15 protein-coding genes are annotated in these 15,859 nt (G+C 72.3%); 10 read left to right on the plus strand and 5 right to left on the minus strand.

Annotated features, from left to right (window positions below):
- Positions 1-382 precede the first annotated feature (382 nt).
- Genes nth through K3888_RS08630 form a run of 4 tightly spaced genes read left to right on the plus strand, consistent with a single transcriptional unit; the run spans position 383 to position 4,081 of the window.
- Positions 383-1,078 carry an endonuclease III gene (gene nth, locus K3888_RS08615; RefSeq protein ID WP_230929849.1) on the plus strand — a complete coding sequence of 232 codons (696 nt, stop codon included), beginning with the start codon at positions 383-385 and terminating at the stop codon, positions 1,076-1,078.
- A complete protein-coding gene (locus tag K3888_RS08620) occupies positions 1,075-1,764 on the plus strand; it encodes a TlpA family protein disulfide reductase (protein WP_230929850.1) in 690 nt (229 codons plus the stop codon). Before nth ends, K3888_RS08620 begins: the two co-directional genes overlap by 4 nt.
- Complete coding sequence (locus K3888_RS08625; protein ID WP_230929851.1) at positions 1,761-2,888, plus strand: NUDIX hydrolase; 1,128 nt, start codon at positions 1,761-1,763, stop codon at positions 2,886-2,888. Before K3888_RS08620 ends, K3888_RS08625 begins: the two co-directional genes overlap by 4 nt.
- Positions 2,885-4,081, plus strand: a complete 1,197-nt coding sequence (locus tag K3888_RS08630; RefSeq protein ID WP_230929852.1) for a MarP family serine protease — start codon at positions 2,885-2,887, stop codon at positions 4,079-4,081. Before K3888_RS08625 ends, K3888_RS08630 begins: the two co-directional genes overlap by 4 nt.
- A 371-nt stretch (positions 4,082-4,452) precedes the next feature.
- Here K3888_RS08630 and K3888_RS08635 read toward each other — a convergent pair whose 3' ends face one another.
- The 4 genes from K3888_RS08635 to K3888_RS08650 all read right to left on the minus strand — a co-directional run bounded on the left by K3888_RS08635 (position 4,453) and on the right by K3888_RS08650 (position 8,993).
- Positions 4,453-5,286: an alpha/beta fold hydrolase gene (locus K3888_RS08635; protein WP_230929853.1), complete on the minus strand. Its 834-nt coding sequence runs from the start codon at positions 5,284-5,286 to the stop codon at positions 4,453-4,455.
- A 172-nt stretch (positions 5,287-5,458) separates the two neighbouring features.
- Complete coding sequence (locus K3888_RS08640) at positions 5,459-5,974, minus strand: phage holin family protein (RefSeq protein WP_230929854.1); 516 nt, start codon at positions 5,972-5,974, stop codon at positions 5,459-5,461.
- 104 nt (positions 5,975-6,078) lie between these two features.
- Entirely contained in the window at positions 6,079-8,049 is a 1,971-nt protein-coding gene (acs, locus tag K3888_RS08645) for an acetate--CoA ligase (RefSeq protein ID WP_230929855.1), read from the minus strand.
- 155 nt (positions 8,050-8,204) lie between these two features.
- Positions 8,205-8,993, minus strand: a complete 789-nt coding sequence (locus K3888_RS08650; RefSeq protein ID WP_230929856.1) for a PRC-barrel domain-containing protein — start codon at positions 8,991-8,993, stop codon at positions 8,205-8,207.
- Positions 8,994-9,167: 174 nt separating this feature from the next.
- Here K3888_RS08650 and K3888_RS08655 point away from each other — a divergent pair, with 174 nt between their 5' ends.
- On the plus strand, positions 9,168-9,926 hold the full coding sequence (locus K3888_RS08655; RefSeq protein ID WP_230929857.1) for a Fic family protein: 759 nt from the start codon (positions 9,168-9,170) through the stop codon (positions 9,924-9,926).
- 407 nt (positions 9,927-10,333) lie between these two features.
- On the opposite strand, the gene K3888_RS08660 is transcribed toward K3888_RS08655, so the two are convergent.
- Positions 10,334-11,158 carry an HAD family hydrolase gene (locus K3888_RS08660; protein ID WP_230929858.1) on the minus strand — a complete coding sequence of 275 codons (825 nt, stop codon included), beginning with the start codon at positions 11,156-11,158 and terminating at the stop codon, positions 10,334-10,336.
- A 335-nt stretch (positions 11,159-11,493) separates the two neighbouring features.
- Between K3888_RS08660 and K3888_RS08665 the strand changes: the two genes are divergently transcribed.
- The 5 genes from K3888_RS08665 (at position 11,494) to K3888_RS08685 (ending at position 15,859) form a co-directional block, all read left to right on the plus strand.
- Complete coding sequence (locus K3888_RS08665) at positions 11,494-12,645, plus strand: CpaE-like family protein (protein WP_230929859.1); 1,152 nt, start codon at positions 11,494-11,496, stop codon at positions 12,643-12,645.
- Positions 12,632-13,816 carry a TadA family conjugal transfer-associated ATPase gene (locus K3888_RS08670; RefSeq protein ID WP_230929860.1) on the plus strand — a complete coding sequence of 395 codons (1,185 nt, stop codon included), beginning with the start codon at positions 12,632-12,634 and terminating at the stop codon, positions 13,814-13,816. The genes K3888_RS08665 and K3888_RS08670 overlap by 14 nt, the downstream gene beginning before the upstream one ends.
- Entirely contained in the window at positions 13,813-14,703 is an 891-nt protein-coding gene (locus K3888_RS08675; protein WP_230929861.1) for a type II secretion system F family protein, read from the plus strand. The genes K3888_RS08670 and K3888_RS08675 overlap by 4 nt, the downstream gene beginning before the upstream one ends.
- Complete coding sequence (locus tag K3888_RS08680) at positions 14,700-15,401, plus strand: type II secretion system F family protein (RefSeq protein ID WP_230929862.1); 702 nt, start codon at positions 14,700-14,702, stop codon at positions 15,399-15,401. The genes K3888_RS08675 and K3888_RS08680 overlap by 4 nt, the downstream gene beginning before the upstream one ends.
- A gap of 275 nt (positions 15,402-15,676) precedes the next feature.
- Positions 15,677-15,859 (plus strand): DUF4244 domain-containing protein, encoded by a 183-nt coding sequence (locus tag K3888_RS08685; RefSeq protein WP_230929944.1) that lies wholly within the window; start codon positions 15,677-15,679, stop codon positions 15,857-15,859.

The raw sequence follows: 15,859 nt of genomic DNA on the forward strand, positions 1-15,859 counted from the left end.
AGGCCTCGATCTGTTCGGGTTCGGCGAGGATCGCTGACTCGAACCTGTCCATGAGGAGCGCGAAGCCGGCGAGGAGGACCGGAACCAGAACGACGAGGATTCCCTGCATGGGTCTGATTATCCACCCCCGGCCCCACCTCCGCTGCCCGGGTGCGCCGGATCATCAGCACCTCGGCCGTCCGGCCGGTCGGGGCGGGTCGTGTCACGGTGGCCTGCGCGGCTCGGTGGCGAGCTCGTCGGAGCGGCTGCTCGCCGGGGGACTGAGTAGCCGTAATGTGGACTCATGCCCGACCCCGCTCCCGCTTCCCCGAAGCGTCGCAGGCGAGGGGTTGCCGCGAGGGGGGTGGAAACCGACCTCGGGCGCACCCGCCGCGCCAGACGCATGCTCCGCACACTCGAGACCGCGTTCCCGCACGTGTACTGCGAGCTCGATTTCACGGACCCGCTCGAGCTGAGCGTGGCCACCATCCTGTCGGCCCAGTGCACCGACAAGCGTGTCAACGAGGTCACCCCGGCGCTGTTCAAGCGGTACCGGACCGCCGCCGACTACGCCGGCTCGGACCGGGAGGAACTCGAGTCACTCATCCGTCCCACGGGCTTCTACCGGAACAAGGCGCGTAGCATCCAGGGCCTCGGCGCGGCCCTGGTGGAGAAGTACGACGGCGAGGTGCCGCGGCGGCTCGAGGACCTGGTCACCCTCCCGGGTTTCGGCCGGAAGACCGCCAATGTGGTGCTCGGCAACGCCTTCGGCGTCCCGGGCATCACGGTCGACACGCACTTCATGCGACTGGTGGCCCGGTGGAAGTGGACGGAGGCGACCGACCCGGTGCGCATCGAGCGTGAGGTGGCCACGCTGCTGCCCCGTCCGACCTGGACTGATGCCAGTCACCGGATCATCTTCCACGGCCGCCGCGTGTGCCACGCCCGTACCGCTGCGTGCGGGGCGTGCGTCCTGGCCGACGACTGCCCGTCCGCGGGCGAGGCCGGCCCGCTCGACCCGGTGGCCGCAGCCCGCCTCGTGGCCGGGCCCGAACGAGACCACCTTCTGGAGTTGGTCGGACTGGGAGATCAGGTATGACCGCCTCGATTCGGTGGACGATCGTCGCGTTCGTGGTGCTGGTCGGCGTCGTCGTCGCCCTGCTCACCACCCTGGGGGGCTCCGAGGACGACACCACCTCCCAGGCCGGGAACGACACCCCCGCCCTGTCTCCCCAGGCCGCGCCGCCCGTCGGCGGCCCCTCGCCGGATGAGCCCGTCACGGTCGTGGACCCCGAGACCCGCGCCGCCGTCGACCTCCCCGAGTGCCGCGACAGCGCCGCCGCGGCCACCACGGAGGGCCCCGTCGCGGGCCTCATGGTGCGCTGCATGGACGACGGCTCCACCACCACGCTGGGCAAGATCCAGGCCGGCACGCCGATGGTGATCAACATGTGGGCCTACTGGTGCGAGCCGTGCCGCCGCGAGCTGCCCGCCATCCAGGAGGCGGCCGACACGCTCGGCGACCGGGTGCGGGTGGTCGTCTCCCACACCGACCCGTCCGAGACCAAAGGCTTCGACACGCTGGGCGCGCTCGGGATCGATCAGATGATCTCCGTCTCCGACCAGGAGGAGGAGCTGCCCGGGATCCTCGGTGCGCCGCCCGTGCTTCCGCTGACCGTCTTCGTGCGCGCCGACGGCACCGTGGCGCACGTGCTCATCCAGCCGATGTACAGCGAGCAGGACGTGCTGGACGCGGTCTCCGAGCACCTCGGGGTGACGGTGTGACCGCCGATCCCCGGGGCGGGTCCGCTCCCGACGAGAACATCGGCTCCACGCCCCGTGCCGACGCGCCCGCCGTGTGGACGCCCCGCACCACCGACGGCCCCGTGCCCCGGCCCGGGGACATCACCGGCGTGCCGCACCCCGGCTGGATGGACCCGCTGCTGGCGGCGTGCACCGACGGCAGCTTCGACGGGCTGCTGCCCAAGCGGCGCCCGCCCGAGGACCGCGGCGCAGGCGAGGTCGGCCGTCCGCACCGCGACGCCGCCGTGCTCGTGCTGTTCTCCGGCTCGCCGGACGCGACCGGCCCCCGCCCGCCGCGCGACGCCCGCGTCCTGCTCACGCACCGCGCGCCGACGCTGCGCAGTCACTCCGGGCAGGTGTCGTTCCCCGGAGGGGGCGTCGACGACACCGACAGCGGGCCCGTCGAGGCGGCCCTGCGCGAGTCGTGGGAGGAGACCGGCCTCGACCCGGACGGCGTGGACGTGCTCGCGGTGCTGCCCGAGCTCTACATCCCGGTCTCCAACTACTCGGTCGCGCCCGTGATCGGCTACTGGCGGGAGCCGATGGAGGTCGACGTGGTGGACCCGGGGGAGACGTCGCGGGTGATGACCGTGCCCGTCGACGAGCTGCTCGACCCCGCCAACCGGTTCCTGCTGCGGCACACCACCGGCTGGACCGGCCCGGCGTTCGGACACGACGACCTGGTGGTGTGGGGCTTCACCGCCGGCATCCTCGCCGCCATGTTCCACTCGGCCGGCTGGGATCTGGACTGGGACACCAGCGACATCCGCGACCTCGAGAAGACCCTCGAGGCGTCCGGAAACGGCGAGCGGCACCGCATGTCGGCGGAGGAGGCGCGCCGCGAACACGCCGATCCGTTGGCCGACCGCACCGTCGCCGGGGTGCCCGGCGTGCGCTCGGGGCATGGCGATGACGACGACGACGCGGTCGCCGGCGCCACGGACACCGGTGCGGCTGCTGACGCTGATCCTTCTGGTGTCGACGGCTCCGCCCCCGGCGCCTCTGTCTCCGAGGCCCCCGGTCCCGGCGGCTCCGCCGCGGGGGCTCCCCCCGGCGAGGAGCCGCTGGACCTGCCCGCCGACAACCCGCGCCGGGGGTACCGGTGACGGGGTCCCAGTGGCTCGATCTGGCCCTGTTCGCGCTCGCCGCGGCGGCGGCCATCTCGGGCTGGATCAACGGCGCCGCGGCCTCGGGTTTCGCGCTGCTGGGCGTGGGCATCGGCGCCACCTCCGGTCTGCTGGTCGCGCCCCATCTCGTCCGTGAGATCGACTCGCCACTCGGCAGGCTGTCGGCCGGGCTGGCTGTCATCGCGGTGATGGTGATCATCGGTCAGATCGCCGGCGTCACCATCGGTCGCGCGGCCAGGAGATACCTCTCGGGCACCGGGGCCAGACTCATCGACTCGACGGTGGGCGCGGTGTTCCAGGCCGCCGCGATGCTGCTGGTGGCGTGGCTCGTCGCCGTGCCCGTCGCCGCGCAGGAGGGCACCCCGCTGGGCAAGGCCGTCCGCGGATCGTCGGTGCTGGCGAAGGTCGACGACATCGCGCCCGAGCAGTTGCAGCGGATCCCGGCGGAGTTCACCTCGGTTCTCGGCACCACCGGCCTGCCGGACATCCTCGGGCCGTTCGGGACGACCCCGTTGCAGGAGGTGGAGCCGCCGGACCCGGTGCTCTCGTCCTCCGAGGTCGTCAACCGGGTCGAGCCGTCGGTGCTGAAGATCCTCGGGCGCGCCGAGTCGTGCAGCCGCGCGCTGGAGGGCTCGGGCTTCGTGGCGGCGCCGGGCCTGGTGATGACCAACGCGCACGTCGTGGCGGGCACGGACCGGGTGACCGTGCAGTCTGATGGGCGCGACCTTCCCGCCGAGGTCGTGGTCTTCGACCCCGGCGTGGACGTGGCCGTGCTGAGGGTTCCCGAGCTGTCGGCGCCGGTGCTGCCGTTCGCCGCGGAGCGCGCCCGGACCGGGGACAACGCGATCGTGCTGGGCTACCCCGGAAACGGTCCGTACCGCCCGGATGCCGCTCGTATCCGCGAGCGCGTGACCCTGCGCGGGCCGGACATCTACCGCCAGCAGACCGTCGAGCGCGAGGTGTACATCCTGCGGGGCACCGTGCGCGAGGGCAATTCCGGCGGCCCGCTGGTCACGCCGGAGGGCGAGGTCGCGGGCGTGGTGTTCGGCGCGGCGATGGATGCCGACGACACCGGCTACGCGCTCACCGTCGAGCAGGTGCTGCCGCAGCTCATGGAGGCGCTCGAGGCCCCGGGCCCCGTGCCGACCGGCTCCTGCGTGGGCGCGGCCTGACGGCGGGCATGACCGGTTGGCCTGACGCATACGCCAGACACCCGTTGACACCCAGCGATGCCCTGTGGTGCACAGCCCCCCGGTGGCATCAACACCCGGCGGCATCAACACCCAGTGGCGCCCACGGCCAGTGGCACCCAGCATCCGGTGGCACCCAGCGGCAGTTGCAAGACATCCCTTCGCGGTTGCAAGACTCCTGGTGCGGTCTCGCGGGGGTTTTTCGCACGTTCTGTCAGGCAATCGAGAGGTGATGTCTTGCAACTGTGTGGGTTAGGGGATTGTGGGCCGGCGGGCGTGGGTCGAGCGGGTGCCCGGGGGCCGGCCGGACGGGCGTGGGTTGGGAGCGGACGACCGTGGGGCCGGCCGGGCGGTCAGGGGTCGGTGACGCTGCGGGCGAAGTCCACGATGAGGCGCGACGTCTCCGCGGGGGCCTCCATCGCCGGGTAGTGGCCGGCGCCCGGCACCTCGGCGCACCGGAAGTCGCGGGCCCACGGCGCCGACGCCCGGACTGTCTCCGGCAGGACGAACCTGTCCTCCGCGCCGCTGATCCCCAGCACCGGCTGGTCGAGCACGCCCGCGACGGTGTGGCGGAAATCGCGGCCGTCGGGGCGGAACTGGCTCCGCACCATCCAGCGCCGGCTCTCCAGCGACAGGTGGGCCACCTTCGGGATGAGCATCGCGCGCCGCAGGAGGTTCGCGGACTCGCGGAAGTCCTCGGTCTCGGGCCAGTCGGGCCCCGAGCGGCTGCGCAGCATCTCCTCGACGGCGGCCGCCCCGTCACGCAACAGCCGCCGTTCCGGCAACCGCGGCGCCTGGTCGGACAGCAGGCGGGGCACGAGCGCACGCCGTTGCCCGTGGTCGCGTAGCGCCGCGGTGCGCATGGCCAGTGGGTGGGGAGATCCGACGACGACGAGGCCCCTCACCGCGCGTGGCCGTCGATAGGCGGCGGTCCACGCCACGAATCCACCTTCGCCCTGGCCGACGATGACGGCGGACGAGTGGCCGAGCGCACGCACGAGGTTCGTGATGTCAGACGCCAGCGTCCAGGCGTCGTAGCCGCGGGGCGGTTTGTCGGAGTCGCCGTGGCCCCGGAGGTCTACGGCGACGGCGTGGAAACCGGCCTCGGCCAGGGCGAGCATGGGCGAACGCATGGTCCACCAGATGCCGCTGAGCCCGTGGATCAGCAGTGCCAGGGGCGGGAGCACGCCCGGCGTGGTGTGTGCCGGGAACGCCTCGGCGACGTGCAGACGAATGCCGTTGGCCGAGACGTCACGATGCCGCCACGACCCGTCGATCCTGACGATCGACGGGTCGGGCGGCCTGTGCGCGGGGGGTTTCAGAGTCGCGCCGGATTCAGCGTGTCAGCTACTCCTGAGTTCAGCGACGCGCGGACGGCTCGGGCGTCTCGGTGACCCGCACGGTGCCGGGCTTGGGGTCGGCGCCCGTGGGCATCGCCAGCTTGAGGTCGTTGACCGAGTCGATCGTGCGCTGCGGCTTACGGATCTTCTTGATCTTGAGGTAGCCGAGGAACGCGAACAGGCCGGCCAGGAGCAGCAGGACCACGAACACGATGAGGAAGCCCATCCAGTCCCAGGTCTTGGTGCCGAACCACATCGAGATGAGCTTGGCCCACATGAACACGAACGGGAAGAACGAGGTGAGCAGCAGTACAAGCGCGGCAGCGAAGAAGCCGGAGCCGGTCGCGGCCTTCTTGACCTGCTCGGTGACCTCGGTCTTGGCGAGCTCGATCTCGGCACGCATCAGCGTGGACACGTGCGTGGAAGCATTCTTGACCAAGGTGCCGATGGTGGCGTCGCCACGGCCGATCGAGTCGGCGTCGTGCAGGGGGATCGAGGCCTCGGTCGGCTTGTGGGTTCCCTGGGCGTGGCTCACGGTTGTTCCTCCATTGTCCGGCGACGGATACACCGTCTTCTCAGTCGGCCGGTGTACCGCCGTCCATCGTGCCACGACATGTGGCTGCCTTCACGCGCTACCCGTCAGCCGCGCGTGCCCTTCGTCCGGATCTGCTCCATGATCGTCGGATCCGAGAGGGTCGACGTGTCGCCGCCGTCGCGTCCCTCGGCCATGTCCTTGAGCAGTCGGCGCATGATCTTGCCCGACCGGGTCTTGGGCAGCTCGGGCACGATCGTGATGTCCCGGGGCTTGGCGATCGGGGATATCTCGGTGGAGACCCGGGCGCGCAGCTCGTCGATCAGTGAGCGGTGCTGGTCGTGGTTGTCCACGGCGCTCTCGCGCAGGATCACGTATGCGACGATCGCCTGGCCGGTGGTCTCGTCGTCGGCGCCGACGACAGCGGCCTCGGCGACGGAGTCGTGGCCGACGAGAGCCGACTCGACCTCGGAGGTCGAGATCCGGTGGCCGGAGATGTTCATGACGTCGTCGACACGACCCAGGACCCACAGCGCGCCGTCGGCATCCCACTTGGCGCCGTCACCGGCGAAGTAGTAACCCTCCTCGGCGAAGCGGGACCAGTAGGTGTCGCGGTAGCGCTCCATGTCGCCCCAGATGCCGCGCAGCATGGCCGGCCACGGCTCGGTGATCACGAGGAACCCCTGCTCCTCGGCCGGCACCTCCTGGGCGTCACCGTCGACGACGGAGATGTCGATCCCGGGCAGCGCCCGCATCGCGGAGCCCGGCTTGGTCTCGGTGACGCCCGGCAGCGGGGAGATCATGATGGCGCCGGTCTCGGTCTGCCACCAGGTGTCCACGATCGGGACGGCGTTGCCGCCGACGTGCTCGCGGTACCAACGCCACGCCTCCGGATTGATGGGCTCGCCCACCGAGCCGAGGAGACGGATCGAGCTCAGGTCGTGTGACTTGGGGATCTCTCGACCCCACTTCATGAACGTCCGGATGAGGGTCGGCGCCGAGTAGTAGATCGTCACGCCGTACTTCTCGATGATCTCGAAGTGCCGGTGCTCGTTCGGGGAGTTGGGCGTGCCCTCGTAGACCATGCAGGTCGCGCCGTTGGAGAGCGGGCCGTAGACGCCGTAGGTGTGGCCGGTGACCCAGCCGACGTCGGCGGTGCACCAATAGACGTCCTTGCCCGGCTTGTGGTCGAACACCACGTCATGGGTGTACGAGGCCTGGGTGAGGTAGCCGCCCGTGGTGTGCACGATGCCCTTGGGCTTGCCGGTGGTCCCGGAGGTGTACAGCAGGAACAGCGGGTGCTCGGAGTCGAAGGCCTCCGGCGTGTGCTCTGTGGACTGGCCGGGGACGACCTCGTCCCACCACACGTCCCGCTCGTCCTGCCAGTCCACGTCGATGCCGGTGCGACGGACCACGAGAACCTTCTGCACGGACTCGGCCGGGCCGTCGACGCTGGGCAGCGAGTCTCCCAGAGCCTCGTCCACGCCCGCCTTCAGCGGGGCGGGCTTGCCACGGCGGAACTGCCCGTCCGCGGTGATGACCACCTTCGCCGAGGCGTCGTCGACACGCGATCGCAGCGCCGCGGACGAGAACCCGGCGAATACCACCGAGTGGGTCAGGCCGAGACGTGCGCAGGCGAGCATCGCCACGTAGGTCTCCGGCAGCAGCGGCATGTAGATCGCGACGCGGTCGCCGGCCACCAGACCGAGAGAGCTGAGGTAGTTGGCGGCGCGGCTCACCTCGTCCTTGAGTTCGGCGTAGGTGATGTCTCGGGAGTCCTCGGTGGGCTCGCCCACCCAGTGGATGGCGACGCGATCGCCGTTGCCGGCCTCAACGTGGCGGTCCACACAGTTGTAGGAGGCGTTGAGGGTGCCGTCGACGAACCACTTGGCCACCGGGGCGTCGGTCCAGTCGAGGACCTCGTTCCAACCGGAAACCCAGTCCAGTCGACGCGCCTGCTCGTCCCAGAAGGCCATACGATCGGCGGACGCGCGCTCGTACTCGTCGGCGCCGACGTTGGCCTGCGCGGCGAACGCGGGATCAGGCGCGAAGGTCTCATTGAGGTCGTGATCGGTCATCAGAGGCTCTCTCTCGGGGACGGATTTCACGGCGGCCGGAGTCGACACGGCGGTAACGACCGGACCGATGGCTGTGAGCGTAGTCACATCTACGCCAGCGCGTTCGGTAACCCACCCGACGGGGGGAACAGAAGGGGGAGCCCAGCCCCCTGCGTTCAATCGCGCTCTGCGGAGCCGTTCTTCTCGCTGTTCTGCGAGGTAGGCGCGGAATCGGACGCGGCGGATCGGGGGCGCGCGCCCGGCGTGCGGTCCGGGGAACCGGGGGCCTTCACGGGGGAGGGGGAGGCGGGCGGCGTTGTCGTCGTCGTCCCCTTCTCTTCTCGCGCGGTGGCGGGCCCGTCTTTCTCGGCGGTCTTCGCGTTGGGCCGGGCGGCGGTGACATCCCCGGCGTCGCCACGCTCGGATACCCCGCTGCGAGGGGCGGCGGACCCGGGGGCCGTGGCCTTGCCGGCGGGGGCGGGGGCCGGGCTCGCCGGCGACTTCGAACCCGCCTTCGGCTTCTCGACGCCGGACTTCGGCTCGGGGGCGTCGGCCTTGCCCACGTCGGCCTTGGCCGCGCTGACCTTGGCGTCGGCCTTGATTCCGGGCTCGGCGCCGGACTTCGGCTCGGACTCGCGACGGCCCCCGTGCGGCGCCTCGATGCCGTAGTACTCGAGAAGCTTGAACTCCTGCTCGGGGGTCAGGGCGTCCTCGGTGTTGTCAGGGCGCGGTGAGTCCCGGATGACGCTGCGGGTGTGGTCGAGGTGCAGTTCGTCGTCGAGGAGGCGGGCGCCGTGGAGCGGGACGATCGCGTCGGCGGAGAAGATGCCGGTGGAGACGGTCGCGAAGGTGATCTTTCCGCTGGCATCGTCCACATAGACCTGGCGCACCGCGCCGACCTTGGTCCCGGTGGAATCGAAGGCGGTCGCGTCGAGCAGGGCGTCGAGCTGTTCCTTGAGGTTCACGGGGCCTCCGTGGGTCGGGGGGATGAGCGCCGGGGTCCCGGCGGGGCCGGCGTCGTAGCCGTGATTACACCAGCTCGACAGCGGTTGAGACGGCTGATAATCGGCTGTGTCGTGGGATTGTCCGACGCGATACCCCCATGTCGCGGGTGGTGGCGGGTCGGTAACCTCGATGCCGTGAACTCCCCAGCCGACGATCCGCTCGCCCCGCTGGTGGCGCTGCCCGGCGTGGCCGAGGCCGCAGATGCCGCCCGCTCGGCACTGGCCACGGTGCACCGTCACCCCGCGAACCGGCGAGGGTGGCCCACCACCGCGGCCGAATCCGTTCTGCGCGGGGCCCGCGCCTCGGCGGGTGTCGAGGGAGCCTCCGTGCGGCTGGATGCCGACTCCGAAACAGACGAGGTGCTGGCCGGCGCGTTGCGCGTCGCCGGCGAGCTCACCGGGGAGTCTCTGGACCGGGCGGTGGGTGTGTGGACGCGGTCGCCGCTGCAGGAGCTCGCGCACCTCCATCTTCTCGCCGCGTCCGGGCCCGGGGTGGCCCCCGCGAGCCTCGGACGCCCGCGTTCGGACGCCGGGGTCGCCGAACGCCTGCAGGGGCTGGCCGAGCTCGTCACCGGAGGCACCCGTGTGCCCGCCCCGGTCCTGGCCGCCGTCGTGCTCGGTGAGCTGTCGGGGCTGCGGCCGTTCGGGTCCGCCGACGGGATCGTGGCCCGCGTCGCATTCCGGCTGGTCGTGGTGTCGACGGGCCTGGACCCGCACTGCCTCGGCGTTCCCGAGGTGACCTTCTACCGGGATCCGCAGGCCCACCGCGAGGCGCTGGAGGGATTCGTCGGCGGCACCGAGGACGGCGTCGCCACCTGGATCCTCCACTGCTGTAGTGCCCTGGAGAACGGTGCCCGCGAGGCCACCTCGATCGCCGACGCGGCAGGCGCCTGACACGCGAATGGCGGGCCGGCCCGTGGGCCAGCCCGCCAACTCACTGCGGTTCCATCGAGAGATCCGGGTACCAAGCGTCCTGTGGTCCGCCGTGTGGCCGGTCCGGGACAACCGTCGGTGACGACTGGCGCGGACCCACGGCCGGGGTTGCCTCTCGGGCGTCATCCGTCGCGTGGGTTCCGGAATATCGATGACGGTAGATCGAGCGGGGGGCCGTGACTTCTCTTCCGTCGCGGTCCTGGCGTTCTCACCACCGTGCCTTGAGCATGCCGGTCCGGCCGGGCCCGTAGCGATGGTGGGAACCCACAACAATCCGGCGGGCTCGTAGGCCGTTCCGGCCATCGTCACAGGGCGGTCCGGCGACGGACGATGACAGTTTGGTGTTTGTGCGAAATCGGGCGGCGGGGTCAGTTCCGGGTGGCGCGCGCGAAGGCCAACGCCGCCGCTCCCACCGCCACCGCGATCGCCCCTGCGCCGATGATCGGGCCCGTTGCACGCTCGAGGGTCGGCAGCAGCGGGGTGGGGTTGGAGAACGTCAGGATCGGCCAGCCGCGCTCCAGTGCCTCGCGCCGCAGCACACGGTCGGGGTTGACCGCCGTCGGGTGGCCGACCTCCTCCAGCATCGGCAGGTCGGTGGAGGAGTCCGAGTAGGCGTAACAGGCGTCGAGGTCGTACCCGTAGCGCTCGGCGAAGGCGCGGATCGCCACCGCCTTGCCCGGTCCCTGGCAGTAGAACTCGATCTCGCCGCCGTACCGGCCGTTCTCATCGCGGGACATCCGGGTGCCGGCGTAGTGGTCCGCGCCGAGCATCCGGGCGATCGGGGCGATGAGTTCCTCGCCGGAGGCCGACACGATCACCAGGTCATGCCCCAGCGCGCGGTGCTCGGCGAGCAGTTCCTGGGCCTCGGCGTAGACGGTCGGCGAGACGGTGTCGGTGAGCCCTTCTGTGACGATCCGCTCGACGGTCGCCGGCTCCCAACCCTTGGTGGCGGTCGCCATCGCCTGGCGCACCTTCTTCATCTGTTCGTCGTCCGCATCCGACAGACTGAACGCCAGCTGCGTGTACGCCAGGTCGATCACGGACCGCCGCGACAGCATCCCCTCGTCGAGGAACGACTTGTTGAAGGCGAACACCGACGACGTGGCGATGATCGTCTTGTCGAGATCGAAGAAGGCGGCGACCCTGCGGCGACGATGCGGTGGCCTGGGGCCGGGACGGCGGGGGGCGGACACGGTCCAACCATACTGACCTTGCGCCGCGTTCGGCTGTAAGTGATAATGGTCACGCCCATGAAACATGGGCATCCCCCCAAGGTGCTCAGTTCCCTCCCCCCGAGAACTGAGACTTTGAGAAACCGCGACATCCCCCTGTCGCGGTTTCTCGCATTTCGGCCGTCGGCCCCCCTCAGCCCCATCGGCACCCGCTGGCCTGTGCACGGGCTCGATATACGCGCCGGCCCGGGCCGCCTTCCGACGGCATTCCACAGGCGCGTCCCCCTCCACAGGCGGCGGCGAAATGGCCGGTCGGGCGAGGTTCGCGACCGCGGTCGTGGGACATGCTGAGCCTCGTGAACACGACTGCGAGCACCACCCGCCGCGCCGCCGACGTCGGCCGTCCCGGATGGCATGACGACGGCAGGTCAACGCGCTACGCCGCCGGTGCCGCGAGGGTCACCCGGGTGGGAGTGGCTGTGGACGATCCGGACCTGGACGCCGACGTCCGGGCGATCCTGGCGGCTCTCGCCGTGGACGCCGCGCCCGGCGAGGACCAGTCCGTGGACCTGGTGGTGACCGATCGTGACGGAGGCGGCGACCGCGCCGCCGGAGTCGACCAGACAGGCGGCCTGTCCGGCTCCCGGGAGAGTTGGACGCGCCGCGTGCGGGTCGCACAGGACCGAGCCGGGGTCGACGACGACGAGACCGGCCACGAGGTGATCCGGCTCCCGTCGGGGACCGGCGATCTGGTCGCGCTCCTCATGACGCCGGTAACGGGCCGGGCTGGGAGTCGGTTGGTCGTACTCGGCGCGGTCGGAGGCTGCGGGACCAGCACTGTGGCGGCAGCCCTCGCGATCCGGGCATCGCCGAGGCGGCGAACGCTGCTGGTCGAGACGGACCCGTGCGGCACCGGGCTCGACTTGCTGCTGGGCGTCGAGGACGAGCCCGGCCTGCGCCTGCAGGACGTGCGGGCGGACCTCGGCGGCCCCGACCCGGAAGCCCTGTGGGCCGCCGTCCCCAAAGCGCGCTCCGGACTCGGGTTGCTCGCGCGATCTCGCACGGCCGACGCGATGGCTGTCAGGGCTCTTGCCCCCGATGGCGGCGCCGGGGCCATGCGCTCCCACCGGGATGCCGGTGGGCTGGTGGTGAGCGATGCGGGCGTGCTGAGCGACAGCACGCCTGTGGGGGTCGGTGACGATGTCGTCGTCGTCACCAGGGCGGATCTCCCGGGCGCGGTGGCGGCCGGCAGGGCGGTGCGCAGGGCGTCCGACGCTGTTGTGGTCGTGCGCACCGGCCGCGGCGACCCGCTGCACGCGGCGGACGTGGCGGGCTTCGCGGGCGCGGCGCGGTGGCATGTGTTGCCGGAGATCCGCGGGGTTCGACGGGCGGCGGGATCGGGAGGGCTGATCGCCGCGCTGGACCGGGGCCGGGCCGGCGGAGTACGGCGACTCGGGGTGCTCGCGGACGCGCTACTCGACGAGGCGGGCCCCGATGCGCACCGATGACGTCGAGGCCGCGGGGGTGCCGGTCGATCTCGTGGACCGGGTGCGGGCGCGGTTGGCGGGACTGGGGGTGGAGCCGGAACCGGACGAGGTGGTGCGTGCCGTCCGCGCCGAATCCGGGGTGCTGCACGGGCACCTCGACCTGCTGCGGACCGCGCGGCTCGTGCGCGAACACCTCGCCGGTGCGGGACCACTCGAGGCACTGCTGGCGCAGCCGGGCGTCACCGACGTGGTGGTCGACGGGCCCGGCCCCGCGCTGGTGGACCGTGGGCGAGGGCTGGAGGAGACCGACGTGGTGGTGCCGACGGAGGCCGAGCTGCGGGCGCTCGCGGTGCGGTTGGCCGGGCGGGCGGGCCAGCGGCTCGACGACGCCCGGCCCTGGGCCGACGGGGTGGTGCGCTCGCGGGACGGGATCGCGTGGCGTCTGCACGCGGTGCTGCCGCCGGTGGCCGTCGACGGCACCTGTCTTTCTCTACGGGTGTCGAGGCCGGCGGAGGCGACGTTCGACCGACTCGTGTCCTCCGGGACCGTGACCGCCGAGGCGGAAGCGCTGCTGCGTGGGCTCGTCGCCGCGCGTATCGGTTACCTGGTGGTGGGCGGCACCGGCTCTGGGAAGACGACGATGCTGGCCGCGCTGCTCGGGCTGGTCCCGGCGGGCGAGCGTCTGCTGTGCGTGGAGGATTCCCCGGAGCTGCGGCCCGCACACCCACATGTGGTGAGACTGGTCGTCCGGCACGGCAATGTCGAGGGCGCGGGCGAGGTGGCGATGTCGGACCTGGTCCGGCAGGCGCTGCGGATGCGTCCCGACCGGATCGCGGTGGGGGAGGTGCGCGGCGGCGAGGTCGCGGACCTGCTGGCCGCGCTCAACACCGGACACGACGGCAGTGCGGGCACCGTCCACGCCAACTCACCCACCGAGTTGCCGGCGCGCCTCGAGGCGTTGGGGGCGCTCGGCGGGCTGGACCGCGCCGCGTTGTCCGCGCAGGTCGCGGCGTCGTTGCGGGTCGTGGTGGGGATGCGGCGACGGCCCGACGGGCGGCGGGGTGTCGATTCGATCGGGGTGGTGCGTCGCGAGTCGCACGGGATCGTGGTGGACCCGGCGTGGCGGGCCGACGGCGGCGACGTCCCCGGCCGCGAGGTGCTGGCCGACCTGCTCGAGGAGCGCGACCGGTGACCGGCGGGGCACTCCTGCTGGCGGCGGCGCTGCTCGTCTGGCCGGCCGGCGCGGCGACGGTGCGCCTCCGGAGGCTTGCTGCTGATCCGGATCCGGCGGCGATGCCGGGCGCGCCGGAGCTGTGGCGCGTCGTCCAGCGCCTGCCGGTCTCGGTGGTACTCCCCGCCGCTGCGGCGGTCGCGGCCCTGCTCATCGGTGGGCCACTGCACGCGTGCGCTGCTGCGATCCTCGCTGCCACGGGAGTCGACCTCCGGCGGCGGGCCGGGCAGCGACGTGGGGTGCTCGCTGCGTTCGCGGGCTGGGAGCGGGCCCTGGACGAGGCGTCCTCCGCGCTGCGGGCGGGAGCCGGACCGGGGGCCGCGCTGCGCCGGGCCGCAGAGGCCGCTGTCTCCGCGGATGTGGAGGTCGCAGCGGTGCTCACCGCGGCCTCCGCGCACGCGGACCTGGGCGGGGAGGTGTCGGCGGCGTTCCGGGCCGGGAGAGTCGACAGTGCCGGTGGTTCGACACAAGGGAATCCCGGGCCCGGAGGCCGGGACCAGCGGTCGATAGCCGAGCGGATCGCGGCGGAGCTGGCCGGGGCCTGGCTGCTGGCGACCCGCCACGGGGTCGTGCTGGCGGACGTCGTGGACGGCCTGCGGTCCGATGTCGCATCCCGGCGCGAGCGGGCGCTCCGGGTCGACGCCACGCTCGCCGGCCCCAGGGCCACCGCGGTCATCCTCACCTGCCTGCCGCTGTTCGGGGTACTGCTCGGCTCCGGGTTCGGCGCCGACCCACTCGGCGTGCTGGTGGACGGAGTGCTCGGCGGGGCCCTCTGCCTGGCCGGCGCGATGTTCCTGTCCGCGGGCCTGCTGTGGACCGACCGGATCGCGGGAGGGGCGGCCCGATGACTCTCGCGTTCCTGCTGCTCGCCACCGCGGTGTGCGTGGCTCCATGGCGCGGGGCCGCCGTCGGCAGACTCGACAGGCTGCACCCGCCGGCCGGACGCCGTGGCGCGCCCTCGGTGGACCACCGTGCCGGTGATCGGCCAGGCCGAGGGGAGGAAGCGCCGGGAGGCGACCCGGGTTCTGCCCTGCGGCGCGCCCTGCTGAGGCTGCCGGCCGCCCGGTTCCTGCGCGGGCGCGCCGGCCCCGACCCGGACGTGCTCGCCCAGGTCGTGGACCTGCTCCGCGCCGCCCTGACCGCCGGGCTCCCCGCTCCCGACGCGCTGGCCGCCGTGGCCGACGCTGTCGCCGATAGCCGGCCGGACTTGGCGTCGCCGCTGCGCACCGCTGGCGCCCGGCTGCGGCTCGGCGCCACGCCGGAGGAGGCCTGGCACGACGTGCCGGGCGTCGAGCACCTCGCTCCACTCAAGGCGGTGCTGGTCCGCGCCACCGACGGGGGCGGATCGGTGAAAGCCGCCCTGGAGCACACCGCCGTTCGCATGCGCGCCGAGGCCGACGCCGCCGCCACCGCCCGGGCCGAGCGCGCTTCCGTTCTGGTGGCCGGCCCGCTCGGACTGTGCTTCCTGCCCGCCTTCGTCTGCCTGGGAGTCCTACCTGTCGTGGTCGGCCTGGCCGACGGGATGTTGCCGGGGATCGGGATATGACCCCCGACCCGGCCCCACGGATTCCGGGGCGGAGACGCCGCCCCGGTCACGAAAGAAGGAGAACGCTGATGACCATCAACTGCACCACCGGAATCGCCGGCCGGCCCGCCACCGGGGCCGCCTCGCCCGTCGAACCCCCGGCCGAAGCCCAACCCGCGGCTATGGGCGAGCCGACTGATGCTTCGCTCGACCCCGGGCCCGAGACCGAGCCCGATCCCGAGCCCGCCCCTCAGAATCCCGTGATCACCGGCTCGCGACTGGCCTGTGCCCGCGCGATGCTCCGACGACGGTTCGCCGGCGCCACCAGCGCCGAGGCAGGCATGAGCACGGTGGAGTACGCGGTGGGGACGATCGCCGCCGCGGCGTTCGGCGCGGTGCTCTACACGGTGGTCAGCGGCGACTCGATCCCCGACGCTCTCGGCGGGATCATCGAGCAGGCCCTCAACACCTCGGTGTGA

Origin of the sequence: Dietzia aurantiaca, assembly GCF_021033825.1 — a bacterium.
GTDB lineage: Bacteria > Actinomycetota > Actinomycetes > Mycobacteriales > Mycobacteriaceae > Dietzia > Dietzia aurantiaca.

What these genes read in the sequence shown, in the direction of transcription:
- nth (WP_230929849.1), top strand. Translation starts at nt 383, where the DNA reads ATGCTCCGCACACTCGAGACCGCGTTCCCGCACGTGTACTGCGAGCTC.
- acs (WP_230929855.1), bottom strand. Translation starts at nt 8,049, where the DNA reads ATGACCGATCACGACCTCAATGAGACCTTCGCGCCTGATCCCGCGTTC.
- K3888_RS08670 (WP_230929860.1), top strand. Translation starts at nt 12,632, where the DNA reads ATGCGCACCGATGACGTCGAGGCCGCGGGGGTGCCGGTCGATCTCGTG.
- K3888_RS08685 (WP_230929944.1), top strand. Translation starts at nt 15,677, where the DNA reads ATGCTCCGACGACGGTTCGCCGGCGCCACCAGCGCCGAGGCAGGCATG.
- K3888_RS08680 (WP_230929862.1), top strand. Translation starts at nt 14,700, where the DNA reads ATGACTCTCGCGTTCCTGCTGCTCGCCACCGCGGTGTGCGTGGCTCCA.
- K3888_RS08620 (WP_230929850.1), top strand. Translation starts at nt 1,075, where the DNA reads ATGACCGCCTCGATTCGGTGGACGATCGTCGCGTTCGTGGTGCTGGTC.